The sequence below is a fragment of the Mangrovibacterium marinum genome (assembly GCF_003046625.1).
Lineage (GTDB): Bacteria > Bacteroidota > Bacteroidia > Bacteroidales > Prolixibacteraceae > Mangrovibacterium > Mangrovibacterium marinum.
Map to the genome: position 1 here is coordinate 279,199 of NZ_QAAD01000003.1, position 14,538 is coordinate 293,736.

Annotated in this window: 12 protein-coding genes; 9 read left to right on the forward strand and 3 right to left on the reverse strand. The window is 47.7% G+C overall.

The annotated features are described in order from the left end of the window. Positions 1-224: 224 nt before the first annotated feature. From C8N47_RS04470 to C8N47_RS04510, 9 genes are all read left to right on the forward strand, one after another. Entirely contained in the window at positions 225-1,652 is a 1,428-nt protein-coding gene (locus tag C8N47_RS04470; protein ID WP_107821316.1) for a glycoside hydrolase family 28 protein, read from the forward strand. A 29-nt stretch (positions 1,653-1,681) separates the two neighbouring features. Next, positions 1,682-2,905 (forward strand): DUF4861 family protein, encoded by a 1,224-nt coding sequence (locus C8N47_RS04475; protein ID WP_107821317.1) that lies wholly within the window; start codon positions 1,682-1,684, stop codon positions 2,903-2,905. A gap of 86 nt (positions 2,906-2,991) precedes the next feature. Then, positions 2,992-4,380 (forward strand): glycoside hydrolase family 28 protein, encoded by a 1,389-nt coding sequence (locus C8N47_RS04480; protein ID WP_107821318.1) that lies wholly within the window; start codon positions 2,992-2,994, stop codon positions 4,378-4,380. A gap of 18 nt (positions 4,381-4,398) precedes the next feature. Then, complete coding sequence (locus C8N47_RS04485) at positions 4,399-5,373, forward strand: alpha/beta hydrolase (RefSeq protein WP_107821319.1); 975 nt, start codon at positions 4,399-4,401, stop codon at positions 5,371-5,373. Between the two features lie 11 nt (positions 5,374-5,384). Continuing rightward, complete coding sequence (locus tag C8N47_RS04490; protein WP_107821320.1) at positions 5,385-7,007, forward strand: glycoside hydrolase family 43 protein; 1,623 nt, start codon at positions 5,385-5,387, stop codon at positions 7,005-7,007. Between the two features lie 164 nt (positions 7,008-7,171). Beyond that, positions 7,172-7,936 (forward strand): rhamnogalacturonan acetylesterase, encoded by a 765-nt coding sequence (locus C8N47_RS04495; RefSeq protein WP_107821321.1) that lies wholly within the window; start codon positions 7,172-7,174, stop codon positions 7,934-7,936. Between the two features lie 164 nt (positions 7,937-8,100). Continuing rightward, positions 8,101-8,982: a helix-turn-helix domain-containing protein gene (locus tag C8N47_RS04500; RefSeq protein ID WP_107821322.1), complete on the forward strand. Its 882-nt coding sequence runs from the start codon at positions 8,101-8,103 to the stop codon at positions 8,980-8,982. 326 nt (positions 8,983-9,308) lie between these two features. Continuing rightward, a complete protein-coding gene (locus C8N47_RS04505) occupies positions 9,309-10,025 on the forward strand; it encodes a pirin family protein (protein WP_107821323.1) in 717 nt (238 codons plus the stop codon). A 44-nt stretch (positions 10,026-10,069) separates the two neighbouring features. Continuing rightward, on the forward strand, positions 10,070-10,639 hold the full coding sequence (locus C8N47_RS04510; protein WP_107821324.1) for a YceI family protein: 570 nt from the start codon (positions 10,070-10,072) through the stop codon (positions 10,637-10,639). Between the two features lie 1,499 nt (positions 10,640-12,138). Here C8N47_RS04510 and C8N47_RS04515 read toward each other — a convergent pair. The 3 genes from C8N47_RS04515 to C8N47_RS04525 form a co-directional block, all read right to left on the reverse strand. Further along, on the reverse strand, positions 12,139-12,678 hold the full coding sequence (locus C8N47_RS04515) for a cysteine hydrolase family protein (protein ID WP_107821325.1): 540 nt from the start codon (positions 12,676-12,678) through the stop codon (positions 12,139-12,141). 207 nt (positions 12,679-12,885) lie between these two features. After that, positions 12,886-13,500 (reverse strand): fumarylacetoacetate hydrolase family protein, encoded by a 615-nt coding sequence (locus C8N47_RS04520; RefSeq protein WP_107821326.1) that lies wholly within the window; start codon positions 13,498-13,500, stop codon positions 12,886-12,888. Positions 13,501-13,658: 158 nt separating this feature from the next. Next, positions 13,659-14,465: a 3'-5' exonuclease gene (locus C8N47_RS04525; RefSeq protein WP_107821370.1), complete on the reverse strand. Its 807-nt coding sequence runs from the start codon at positions 14,463-14,465 to the stop codon at positions 13,659-13,661. Positions 14,466-14,538: the final 73 nt, after the last annotated feature.

Sequence of the window (14,538 nt, forward strand, 5' to 3'; positions counted from 1 at the left end):
ACCGGTCGTCTGCAAAGAATTAACGCGCTAAAATAGCAGTATCAGCAGTAGGAAACCGAAAGCCGGATTCCGCTGGCACAATGCCTTACAACAACTTCAAAAACAATTACACCCCCTTTATTGGTCAATTTATCGCCAATAAAAACGCTCCGAATCAACTATGTTTGCCATCGGTTGAAGCAAGAAAATAAAGTTTAGAATTTATCGCCAAAAATTTTTCAAACATGAAATCGATCAAATTAATCATCGCACTCGCATTAATCGCCACCTTCAGTTGGTCGGCAAAGGCCATTCAAGACGAAAAAAAGTGGGCCGAGATCTACCAAATAGTCGATCAGATCCAGGAACCCGTTTTCCCGGATAAAACCTTCAATATTGTTGATTTTGGTGCTAAAGCTGACGGCACCACCCTGAACACCAAAGCAATTGACCAGGCGATCGTTGCCTGCACCGAAGCCGGCGGAGGTACCGTTCTTGTTCCGGCAGGAACTTTCCTGACCGGTGCAATTCACCTGAAGAACAATGTAAACCTGCATGTATCCGAAGGTGCAACCTTAAAGTTCTCAACAAACCCGAAGGACTACCTTCCGTTAGTGCAAACCCGCTGGGAAGGAAACGATGTTTTCAACTATTCGCCACTGATTTATGCCAATGGCCAGAACAACATTGCCATTACCGGCAAAGGAACCGTTGACGGACAAGGCGCAAGTGATAACTGGTGGACCTGGAAGGGCTCGTCACACTACGGATGGAAAGAAGGAATGCCCAGCCAGCTGGACGAAGGCCGCGGCCGCCCGGCATTAGACAAATGGGAAAGCGAAGAAGCCCCCTTGTTCGAACGTCAGGCCGGCGATGGTTTTTACCTGCGTCCGCAGTTCATCAGCTTTATCTATTGCACTTCCGTAAAAATTGAAGGCATTAAAATTACCAACTCTCCCTTCTGGGTAGTACACCCCATCTTGTCGAAAGATATCATCTTCCGTGGTGTGCATATCGAGAGCCTTGGCCCAAACTCCGATGGTTTCGACCCCGAATCATGTAAAAACGTCCTTGTTGAAGACTGTATTTTCGATACCGGCGACGACTGTATCGCCATTAAATCGGGGCGCAACTCCGATGGACGCAAACCCAACATCCCAACCGAGAATATGTTGATCCGCAACTGCAAAATGCTGGAAGGGCACGGCGGTGTGGTTATCGGTTCCGAAATTTCGGCCGGTGCCCGCAACATCTTTGCCGAAAACTGCGAGATGAGCAGCCCCGACCTGGACCGAGCCATTCGGCTGAAGACAAATGCACACCGCGGAGGTGTTACCGATGGCATTTATGTGCGCAACATTGCGGTTGGCCAGGTTAAAGATGCTGTAATCCGCATCAACTGTATGTACGACACCAAAAGTGAAGGCATTGGCGATTACATTCCGATGGTGCGCAACGTGTACATCTCGGGAATCAAAGCTGACATGACCGGAAAAACGCCCGCGAAATTTGGCTTGCGCCTCGAAGGAATCGACGGTGAAAACAGTATCGAGAACATCTTCATCAGCGACTGCAACTTCAATGGCGTGAAAAAAGTTGCCCAAATCAGCAACGTTAAAAACCTCCGCCTTGAGCATGTTATTATCAACGGTGAAGAAATAAAAGCAGAATAAAGTCTGAACAACAAAGAAATAAATTCCCCATGAAATCGCGCATTGCAATGCTACTGATGCTGGCTGCCCTGTGGACAGCTTGCTCAAAACCGGTTGGCACAACCATCACCAACCCGCTTAACCAAAAAGTTAACGAGTTAACGGTTGAGATAACGACTCCCGAAATTTTACAGGCAGCCGCCTCGATGGAAAGTTTTAAACTGATGGACGGCGAAACCGAAGTGCCCTACCAGCTCATCGCTGAAGGCAATCAAATTCAGTCAATCCTGGCCTTGGTCAGTTTTACGCCTGCCGAAGCTAAATTCATCAGCATCGTTGCCGGCCAGCCTGCTGAGTTCCCCAAGAAAACACACGCCGAGATTTCGATCAAAGAAGGTGGCGACTGGAAATGGGTAACCAAAAGAAATGGCAACGAGCAGTATGAATACGAAGGTGGCGACTGGAAAAAAATAGCGTCACTTTGGGTCGATCCCAAACATACCGATCACTCGTTCGACATTCGTTATGAAGGACCGGGTTGGGAGTCGGATAAAATTGGCTACCGCTTTTACCTGGACTGGCGAAATGCGGTCGATATCTTCGGCAAGAAAGTGGACTCGATGGTTTTGCCGCAGGTTGGCCTTGATGGCTTCGATTCGTACCACGAAATGAGCGACTGGGGTGCCGACATCATGAAAGTAGGCAAAGCGCTTGGTGTCGGCACAATCGCACATTGGGCCAACGCACAGGCCAACCGCGTTGCCCTAACCGACAGTTTGTATTCGGAAGTGACCATGGACGGCAGCCTGCAGTCGAAAATTACCACCCGCTATATGGGCTGGCAGTTTGACGGAGGTAAAACCGACCTGACTTCGCAACTGACAATCAACGCAGGAAGCTACCTGACCAAATGTGAACTGACAAGCAGCAAGCCGGTTGATAGTCTGGCAACAGGAATCATCAAGATGCCCGACACGGAAGTATTGAAATCAGCAGACGAAACCGGTGACTGGGCGTATTACGCGACCTTTGGTGTTCAATCGCTGAATAAAGATAACCTGGGCTTGTTCGTTTTTTATCGTAAAAGTCAACTGGAGTTGTTAACCGAAGATAAGCTCAACCACGTTGTGGTGCTGAAACCGGAGAATAACCAATTAACGTACTACTTCGGTGGCGCCTGGGAATTGGATTCGTCCAAAATGGATTCGATCGATAAATTGAAAAATCTCTTAGACCAGCAATTAGCCTTGCTAAATGCCGGACTGATTCAATAATTTAGATGCAAGAACGTATTGGCACAACCAGCGGAAAGATTTGTGGAGGAAGCTGTGCCAATACTTCTTTTTAAGACTGTTGACCAATGAAAACCAAACTTATCGCCATTGCCCTCCTCTTCGTTGTTGCATTTTCAGCCTGCCGGCAACAAGCTCAACCTCAACTCGACAGCAAAGAAGCCATCCTGGCACGAATTGAAGCTCCTGATTTTCCAAAAGACACATTTACGATCACCGATTTTGGTGCTGTCGGCGATTCAGTTACCGACTGTAAACCGGCGATCGACAAAGCAATTGAAAGCTGTGCGCAGGCCGGCGGCGGAACTGTTCTTGTTCCGGCCGGAATTTGGTTTGTCGACGGGCCCATTCATTTTGAAAGTAAGCTGAACCTGCATCTTGAAAAGGGTGCAACGATCCGCTTTAGCGCAACACCAGCCTCGTATCTTCCGGTTGTAAGAAGCAGCTGGGAAGGCACCCTGCTGTACAACTACAGCCCGCTCATTTACGCCTGCGAAAAAGAAAACATCGCCATCACCGGACAAGGAACCATTGATGGTGAAGGTGCAAAAACATTTGCAGCCTGGCACGGCCGGCAAAAGCCCGACCAACAGCTCAGCCGCCAGATGAACCACAACGGAACACCGGTTGAAGAACGCCTTTTTGGTGAAGGACATTATTTGCGTCCTCAGCTGATTCAATTCTTCGACTGTAAAAATATTTTAGTTGAAGGGGTGAAAATTGAAGACTCACCCTTCTGGTGTATCCACCTGCTGATGTCGGAAAACATCACCCTGCGCGGCCTTCGTTACGATGCACAAAATAAAAACAACGACGGCATCGATCCCGAATATTCCCGCGACATCCTGATTGAAGATATCACCTTCAACAATAACGACGATAACGTAGCGGTGAAAGCGGGCCGCGATCACGAGGGTCGGGCAATGAATCGCCCCAGTGAAAATATCATCATCCGTAACTGTCACTTCAAAGGCTTGCACGCCGTTGTAATGGGAAGCGAGATGTCGTCGGGGGTGCGCAATGTTTTTGTCGAAAACTGCGACTACGCCGGCTACCTGAAACGAGGCATCTACCTGAAGTCGAATCCAGATCGCGGCGGTGAAATCTCGAACGTTTATGTGAATAATGTCAAATTCGGGGACGTGCTGGATTGTTTCATGGTCACCTCGAATTACCACAACGAAGGCAGCGAGTTCCCAACCAATATTCATTCAATCTACCTGAATAATGTAAGTTGTAAAAAGGCAACGAACTACGGGATCTACATGAAGGGACACGAACTGCAAAACATACACGATTTTGTGATCACGGACTTTAAAGTTGATAGTGCCGGACGCGGTGTCCACATCGATCATGCTGAAAATATTGCCCTGAATAACGTTTGGGTAAATGGCGAGCAGATCAGCTGGAATCCGGCCAGTTTGCAGGAAAACGCCAGCAGCGATTACGATTATTAATGCCGAACAAAAACGAACATGAGATATCTAAGCATCCTGTTTTTTCTGACGATATTACTTCCGCTAAGCGTAAAAAGCCAGAACGAATTTCCGCGCGACACGTCTTATTCGGTGTGGTCGTCGTGGCAAAAAATAAAGAAACACCACCCCGAGGTTACTCCGGTGCAGGAAATCAAGAGCAACAAATTTTTGAGCTTGCGCGATCAGGTGTACCGGCTTCGCGACAACCGAATTTTACGCATGGACATCTTCCTGCCCAACCATACTCCCGGTGAAAAGCGTCCTTTGGTGATGATGATCCACGGTGGCGGGTGGCGTTCGGGAGATAAGTCGCACCTGGTCCCTTTAGCGCAGCAGCTGGCTATCGATGGCTATGTTACCGCGTCGGTTGAGCAGCGCCTGTCGATTGAAGCACTTTACCCGGCAGCGCCGCACGACTTAAAAGAAGCCATCCGCTTCCTGAAACACAATGCCGACATTTATGGCATTGACACCACCCGCATTGCCGTACTGGGAGCTTCATCGGGCGCAACAATGGCCAGCCTGATGGCCTTCACCGGCAACAACACGAAATTCGACGATCCGGAAACGGTTTATCCCAATATTTCGGCCAAGGTGCAGGCATTGATCAACATTGATGGCGTGATCGATTTTACCGACCCGAATGAAAGTGCCAAAGATACCAAACCCGATAAACCATCGGCCGGAGCTATGTTCTTTGGATGCACTTATCAAGAATGTCCGGATAAGTGGATCGAAGCTTCGCCGATTCAGTACATCGGGAAAGACGTTCCTCCTACCCTTTACATCAACAGCTCGTACCCGCGTTTCCACGCCGGACGCGATGAACTGTTCAAGCTCATGGATCAATACGGAATTTACCACGAGCAGCATGGCTTCGAAAACACACCGCATGCTTTTTGGCTGTTGCACCCGTGGTTCGACCAAACGCACAGCTATATTCTGAACTTTTTAGATCACATCTTTCAATAAAACAACAAACAATGAACTTCAAAAAGCTACTATCAATTTTCACCTTAACGGTTATTGCCCTTCAACTGAATGCACAGCCGTGGAATGCTGATTTGGGTAACGGCAAATATAAAAATCCGATTCTGTTCGCCGATTATTCCGATCCGGACGTTTGCCGCGTCGGCGATGATTACTATATGACGGCCTCCAGTTTTAACTGCTCGCCGGGCTTGCCCGTTTTGCACTCGAAAGACCTGGTAAACTGGAAACTGATTGGTTATGCCCTGCCGGAAGTATATCCTCTCGACCATTTTAGCACCCCACAACACGGCAACGGTGTTTGGGCACCGTCGATTCGTTACCACAACAACGAACTTTATATCTATTGGGGAGACCCCGACTTCGGCATTTACATGGTTAAAACCCAGAACCCCCAAGGCCCCTGGAGCGAACCGGTATTGGTGAAAGAAGGCAAAGGTTTAATTGACCCATGCCCAATCTGGACCAAAGACGGAAAAGCCTACTTGTCGTATGCCTTTGCCGGAAGCCGCGCCGGTGCCAAAACCGTGATCCTGATGACAGAAATGACTCCGAACGGAACAAAAACAATCGGCAACAGCGTCTTGGTGTTCGATGGTCACAACGGCCACACAACATGCGAGGGCACAAAGTTCTATCAACATGGCGATTACTATTACATCATGGCTCCTGCCGGCGGCGTAAAACCCGGATGGCAGTTAGCCCTGCGTTCAAAAAATATTTGGGGCCCTTACGAAATGAAAGTCGTGCTCCATCAAGGCGACACCAATATTAATGGTCCTCACCAGGGAGCATTGGTGGTGCAGGAAAATGGCGACAGCTGGTTCTACCACTTCCAGGATCGCTGGGCGTATGGCCGTATTGTACACCTGCAACCGGTAACCTGGGTCGACGGATGGCCAATCCCGGGCGTTGACAGCAATAAAGATGGTATTGGTGAGCCTGTCTCGGAATGGATCAAACCCACTGTTGGCCAAAACTACCCGGCGACTCCACTGGTAACAACCGACGAGTTCAACAGCCACGAGTGGGGACTGCAATGGCAATGGCATGCCAACCCAAGCGTCTATTTTGGTTACATGTCGGCCAACCTGGGGTATTTGCGCCTGAACTGTATCCAGCAACCCGACGACTATGTAAGCTTGTGGCAACTGCCCAACCTGTTTTTACAAAAGTTCCCGGCTCCCGACTTCACGGCAACAACTAAGTTGACATTCCGAAACCATGAAGAAGGCGACCGCACCGGATTGTTACTGATGGGTGAAGATTATGCCTACATCGGCCTGCAACAAGTTGACGGCAAACTGAAACTGATCCACAGCACTTGTACCGATGCCCGTAAAGGCGGAAAAGAAGTTGTGAATCAGTCAATCGATATGGACCAGCAGGAAATTTATTTCCGCGTAACGGTTAAGCACATTCCTGATTCGCCCGAGCACGATGCGACAGCGCAATTCAGCTATAGTTTGAACGGAAAACGATTCAACAATTTTGGGCCGGCGTTCAAGCCTCGTGCGGGTCGCTGGATTGGTGCTAAAATGGGCCTGTTTGCAAGCAGCCCCATCCGGACCAACGACTGTGGCTATGCTGATGTAGATTGGTTCAGGGTGGAATAAAGACGAAAGGCAAAAGGGTAAAGTAAAAAGGCAAAAGGGTGAAGGCAAAAGACAAAAGAAAGAAGGGAGAAGTAACGCAGGCAACATTCAATCTTCTTTTTACTTTGCACTTTTCACTCTAAACGTTTACCGTCAATATTGAGAGAAAATAAAAATCAACCAGAATGAAAACAAAACTGATTTTACTTGCTGCAATTACGCTGCTTCTCGGAGCATGCCAAAGCAGTGAGCCACGCAACGAACAACAAGAAGAAAAGAAGGTAAAAATTTACATGATTGGCGACTCAACCATGGCCAACAAAGAGGCTAACCGCCGCCCCGAAACCGGATGGGGAATGGTTTTCAACGAATTTTTCAACGCTAAGGTAACGGTTGACAACCATGCGGTAAATGGCCGAAGCTCGAAAAGCTTTATCGGCGAAGGACGCTGGAAGGAAGTTTACGACCAATTGCAACCGGGCGACTACCTCTTCATCCAGTTTGGGCACAACGACCAGAAGTTTAAAAGCCCCGATCGTTATACCAACCCCTTTACAACTTACCGCGCCAACTTGGAGCGCTATGTTCGCGAAGCTCGCGAAAAAGGGGCTGTTCCCATTTTGCTGTCGTCGATTGTGCGCCGCAACTTCAACGAATATGGCTGCCTGATTGACACCCACTCGGACTATCCGTTGGTGACTCGACTGGTTGCTGATGCGATGGATGTTCCGTTCATCGACTTGCAGCGGCTCACTGAATTTCGTGTTACAGAATTGGGACCGGATGAGTCGAAACAACTGTACAACTGGCTGGAGCCCGGTGAAAACGAAAATTATCCGCAAGGTGTTCAGGATGATACGCACCTGAATGATAAAGGAGCGCACGAGATTGCTCAGATGGTCATCGATGAACTGAAGAAGCAGCACATTCTGGAAAGCTACATCAAGTAAATAATTCTCAATCGAATATTGAAAATGGTCGGTTGCCCTCGGGTGACCGGCCGTTTTTATTGATGAACATTAACAATTAACGAGTGCTATTCTTCGCGACGACGGCAACAATCGAGAAGTTTTTCTTGTTGAATAAACAGACTGATTGCTTATTTTAGCAGACGATGCACAACGAGATTACAACATACGGTTTATTGGATCAGCAGGGTGTTGAGACCAATTTCATTTTAAAAGATATGGGAGCATTGTACGACAAATTTGACGGGCAACCCGACAAACCACACCGGCACGATTACTTCACCATTCTTTTAATTGAAAAAGCCAAAGGCCAGCACATTGTCGACTTTAAATCGTACGAGCTGTTCGACCACAGCCTCTTTTTTATTTACCCGGGGCAGGTACATCAGTTCATGGCCAGTGAACGCCCCGAAGGTTGGGTCATTAACTTCACGCAGCTGTTTTTAGTAAAAACCGGCATCCCCGACCGGATGATCAACGATGTGTATCTTTTCAACAAGCATGGCGAAACACCGCCGCTCCCGGTTAGCGAAGAAAACTTTCAGCATTATAAGGACATCATCCGCCAGATTGAGCAATACAGCCAGATGGATTCGAGCATGAAGGATGATGCGCTGGGGGCTTTGCTCAAGCTGATCCTGGTGCAAAGCAACAACCATTGCTCGCTGCACAAGGAAAAAAATCCGCAAACCATTGAGGCCGGCAACCAGCTGGTACGCCACTTCAAAGACTTGATTGACCAACACTACCACCAACTGCACAAAGTGAACGACTATGCCGAAATGCTGGCCGTAACGGCCGACTACCTCAACAAATCGGTGAAAAGCCTCACCGGCAAATCGGCCAAGGAATTTATTCTCGATCGTATTTTAGTTGAAGCCAAACGCGTGCTTCTGTTTACCGAAACCACCAACAAAGAGCTGGCTTTTCAACTCGGCTTCGAGGAACCCTCGCACTTTAGCAGCTTCTTTAAACGCTACACCAACACATCTCCCATCGACTTCCGCAACACAGCACGCCAAGCCTAGTCGAGTTCCAGGTTCCAAGGTCCAGGTTCCAAGTTTCAGGTTCCAGGTTTCAGGTTCCAGGTTTCAGGTTCCAGGTTTAAAGCACCGTGCCTACGCCTAATCCGATCCCCTTCCCTATTCTTTTAACTTTTGACTTTTAACTTCTCACTTTTGACTTTTAACTTTTGACTTTTGCCTTTTATCTTCTTCTCACGATACCGGTTTTTTGTAATCTCTGTCCTGATTTTTATAAATTAAAAGACCTGAGCATCCTCTATCTTTGTATTATCAATTTCAAGCAAAGCCCACGAGGCTAAATTGAAGCAGAAACAAGAAAGGTTGAAGCCATGAAAACAATTTTACACAAAGCCAACACGCGGGGACATGCCAATCATGGTTGGCTGAACTCGCACCACACCTTCAGCTTTGCCAATTATTACAACCCCGAGCGGGTGCATTTTGGCGCGCTGCGGGTATTGAACGACGACACCATTGCCGGGGGAACAGGTTTCGGCACACACCCCCACGACAATATGGAAATTGTTTCGATCCCGATTTCCGGAGCATTGGAACATAAGGATAGCATGGGCAACACCGCTGTCATCCAAGCCGGAGAGGTACAGGTGATGAGCGCCGGAACAGGCATCTTTCACTCGGAATACAATAAAAAGCAGGACGAAGCAAGCCAATTTTTGCAAATCTGGCTTTTCCCGAACCGGAAGAATGTCGCCCCCCGGTACGACCAAATATCGATCCGCGAGCTGGAAAAAGAAAACGAGTTCTTTCAAATTTTATCGCCCAACACCGACGATGAAGGCGTTTGGGTACACCAGCAAGCTTGGTTCAACCTGGGCAATTTCACCCGCGAAACGGCAACAAGCTACAAGCTTCATGCAACCAACTCAGGCCTGTATGTGTTTGTACTGAAAGGTCGGGTTGAAGTAGAAGGACACGAACTGAGCGATCGCGACGGACTGGGTATTTGGGAAACCAACAGCGTAAAGTTTAAAGCCGAAAAAGACAGCCAGCTTCTGCTTATGGAAGTACCGATGAACATCAATTAAAAAAGAAATTAAAACAAATACAAATCATTCAAAATCGAAAAAAAATGAAAACAGTAAAAGTAATCTTAGCAGCAATTGCCCTGACAGTGGGTTTAGGCGCTCAGGCGCAAACAGTAAACGTTGATACCGCGAAAAGCTCGATCAGCTGGTTAGGTAAAAAAGTAGGTGGTGAACACTCGGGAACCATTAAGCTGAAAAGCGGTGAGTTAAAATTAGACGGTAGCGCCATTGCCGGTGGTGAGTTCGTGGTGGACATGAACAGCCTGGCATGTACCGACCTGACCGATGCAGAATGGAACGGTAAACTGGTTGGCCACCTGAAATCAGACGATTTCTTCGGCGTTGAAAAATACCCGGAAGCTAAATTGGTGATCACAAACAAAGCTGCGTTCTCCGGCGACAAAGCAACCGTGACCGGCGACTTGACCATCAAAGCAGCGACCCATCCGGTAAGCTTCGTGGTAACAAAAAACGGGAATACGTACACTGCCGAAATTACCGTTGACCGCTCGAAATACGACGTACGCTACGGTTCCAAATCATTCTTCGACAACCTGGGCGACAAAGTGATTTACGACGATTTCTACCTGACCGTAAATTTGGTAGTCGAATAAGGAACTTAACAACAGATAGAGAAAAGGGAACCCTCGCCGGCGGAAGCTTGCGGGGGTTATTTTTTTTCGCGAAAGTCGAAATCGAACGAGCATTTTCCTTGCAGCATGCCCTGCCTGGCCGGGGAAAGCAGCTAGCATCATTTAATAACGCCGCGCTCCGTTGCGGAAGCCGTCATTAAATAATGAAGAGCTCAACTACCGCCGGGGAAGCCGTCATTAAATAATAACGAGCCCACCTGCCATTGGGGGAACCGTCATTAAATAATGAAGAGCCCAACTACCGCTGGGGAAGCTATCATTAAATGATGAAGCCACGCGAAAAAGCCGGGAGGCCTAAACCAACGGGCGTCGTTGCTTATCCGAAAAAACAGGAATAAAAACAGCACACAAAAGCGGCAGAACAGGCTTGCACCCTCGATTCGAGCCGCCTGAAGCGATCACCTGCGCCGCTATCCCGATAAAAATTTATCTATAAAAAAAAAATGCTAAATAACATGCGAACATAAAACGAACACAGATCGTAAACCTGACTATTGAAAATGCAGTTCTATTTTGTAAGGATTAAACAGGAGTGACGAGCGTGGCAGCTCTAAAAAAATTGTATACCCAACCACCCTTCGAACTCCTGTGCCCCCTCGTGCAGGGGGCTTCAGCGGCGTCAACAGACTACGATACAGGTTTCTCAAGTGTCACATTGCAACAGAACCAATACGTACAGAAACGTCAGGGAGATTTCCCAACCTTATTGCTCCCTAACCTCGCGTTGAGAAACCTGCGAACCTCCTTTCGGGGAGGTTCTTTTTTTTAAAGTCCCTTCTGCTTTTACCTTCGATCTAATGTACCCACCCTGGCCCTCCCTCGCGAGGGAGGGAAATTCCGACTTTGTCGGAATGGGAGGGTCAATCTAATTCAAAAGAATCCACTTTCATCCCTGTTGGTGATTCCAGGGAATCATGAAGTTTTTTCTATTTCTACTCTTGATCAAAAAGGAACTTTGTCCTACCGGACGGGTTTTCATTTTTCTGTAATGGCTTTAGCCATTCAATACCGATTAGCTTCAAAAGTGTCGCATCGTATCACTTCGTTCCAATGCTCCTTTTTCAGTCTATCGGCATTATACCGTCCTATTTCAGAGCATAAATTAGCCTTCAAAACGGTATAATTTGGGTAGCACAAACGATAACACAAAGATTCTCCCGGCCCATACGGGACGGTATTTCCCCTGTCGTCGTTAAGCTACCCAAATAGCATCCCTCCGGGATTGCAGGAAGCTTTTCGTTTGATTTCGGCCTCGAAAAAATAGGGCACTCGGTCCCAACTCTTCCTCATTAATCAAACGACTTCCTTGAGCGTTGACACTGTTTTGGACAACAACTTGATAACTTTTGACAGCAAGACAACCCAAAAACTTTTGATAACAGCATCGTCGAAAAGTAGTAAACTTTCATTCCTGATCGTGATTACCAGCTATCCGGTCTGCATCTTTAGAAGCGAGCCTGTCAGCTATTTTTTAGAAACTCCTCGCAGCTTAGCAATTTTATTTTCTCTTTGGTTGGTGCCAGGCGAGCCCAAAGCATATTGAAATATTCCACAGCAAGCATGGCAGTCATCTGCGGGCGGCTGCGGGTTGTGTGTGCATTGGAGATGACCGTAATCAGATAGTCGCGGCTCAGGCCGGCCTTCACGGTGCAATCGACGCTAAAGTCGGTCGAGCATCCGGTAATCACCAGTTCGTCCACTCCTTTTTCGCGCAGCACTTGATCCAGCTCCGTTTTGTAGAACGAATCGTTTGCTGTTTTCACAATCACCACATCGTCGGAGCGTTTACCCAGCTCATCGAGGATCTCCCATTCGCTGGTTCCGGGAATGAAAAAGCCTTCGCGCGAGCCATCGTGCTGAATAAAAATAACAGGTAAGCCAAGGCTTCGGAATCTGGCGGACAACAGATTGATTCGTTCGAGCACATTTTCCGCATCGTAACGTGCATCCATCGGGTCGAATGCTCCGCGTTGCATATCCATAATTAATAAAGCTTTCATAGTTTCAGGTTTGAATTTCACAGTTTTTCTTCTTCAGTCAACTTTCTTAAGGTAAGAATTTTGCCGCAGCCAACCAATGAATTTTACCGGTTTTGATTTTTCACCGCCGAAACCGTTCATTCCCCAAACGAAAAAGGAGCATTCCTTCTTCAGAAATGCTCCTTCCCGTTGTTTTAACCGGATCGGGTTGATGTGGAAATGTCTGGCTTACTTCACCTCGAAGTCGAACATTTTCCGGCCTTCCAGCAGCCCTTCCAGCCGGTCGCCAATAGCGACGGGACCGACACCTGCCGGTGTTCCGGTATAGATTAAATCGCCAATTTTCAGGGTGAAATAATTCGACACCTGACTAATCAACTCGTCAATATGGAAAAGCATCTGTGCTGTATCGCCGTTCTGAACTACTTCCCCATTCTTTTTCAACTCAAATTGAATGTGCCCCACATCGGGCAGTTCGGTTTTCGAAATGAAATCGTTACCGATTACTGCCGACCGATCGAAAGCTTTGGCCTTTTCCCAGGGTAGTCCCTTCGCCTTCAACTGAGCCTGCAAATCGCGAGCTGTAAAGTCGATCCCCAGGCCAATCTCGTCGTAATAACGGCTGGCAAAGCGGGGCTCAATATTTTTGCCCAATCGGTTGATGCGCACCACCAACTCGCATTCGTAATGCACATCGCTGCTAAAAGCGGGAATGTAAAACGGGTCGTTATTGCGCAACAAAGCCGAGTCGGGTTTCATAAAGATGACCGGCTCATCGGGAACGTCATTGTTCAGCTCACGAGCGTGATCGGCGTAATTTCGTCCAATACAAATAATCTTCATGATTCAAATTCTAAACTAGTTCCAAGTTATTGGCTGCAAGCTGCTAGAGCGTTCCAACCAATCAAAAATGACAAATTCGGCTATTGTAAATAGCCTGGTCGCGAGACTGAGACTGTGATTTACAATATTGGCTCCAAGGCCTTTTCTCTCCTCCCCTGCTAGTTGTCTTTCATTCGCAGCTTAATGGCTGTCAGCACCTTTTTGGTGTACAGCGGAAACTCGCCCTGCATCATCCAACCAAAATAGCCGGGTTGTTCGCGCAGCACCTTCTCAACCGGGATGCCTTTGTTTTTCCCAAAGTTGAATACCTCAACACCTTTGTCGTTATAAACAATGCGCCCCATAAAATCGACATTGCGATCGTAAGAAGAAAACTCGCACAGGGCATTCACATCGTTTTGAATCGGCTTGCTCAACTTTCCTTTGGCATCTTCAAATTCGGTATCCTGGTACATATCCAACTGCGATTTCAGCACCTCGTAGGTTGCTTTGGTATCGGCCATGGCGCTGTGGGCATCCTGCAACTCTTGCTGGCAATAAAATTTATAGGCAGCAGCCAGGGTCCGTTTTTCCATCTTGTGAAAAATCGCCTGCACATCCACAAATTTGCGCTTTTTAAAATCCACGTCTACGTCTACCCGCAGGAATTCCTCGGCCAGCAACGGAATATCGAAACGGTTGGAGTTAAAACCGGCCAGATCGCAGCCCTCCATAAATTTCGCCAACGACTTGGCCACTTCCTTAAAAGTCGGGCAGTCTTTCACATCCTGGTCGTAAATACCGTGCACTTTACTGGCGGCTTCCGGGATGGGCATCTCCGGGTTAATGCGCATCTCTTTGGTTTCCTCGCTTCCGTCGGGCTGAACTTTAATCAAGGCAATTTCGACAATACGATCGGTTGCCACATTAATTCCGGTTGTTTCCAGATCCAAAAAAATGAGTGGATTCTTCAAATTCAGTTTCATTCTGTTCTTTTTTCGGGCCCTTGAAAAGCCCATTATGAATAAAAAGCCCAACAGAAGGTCTTCTGCCAGGCTT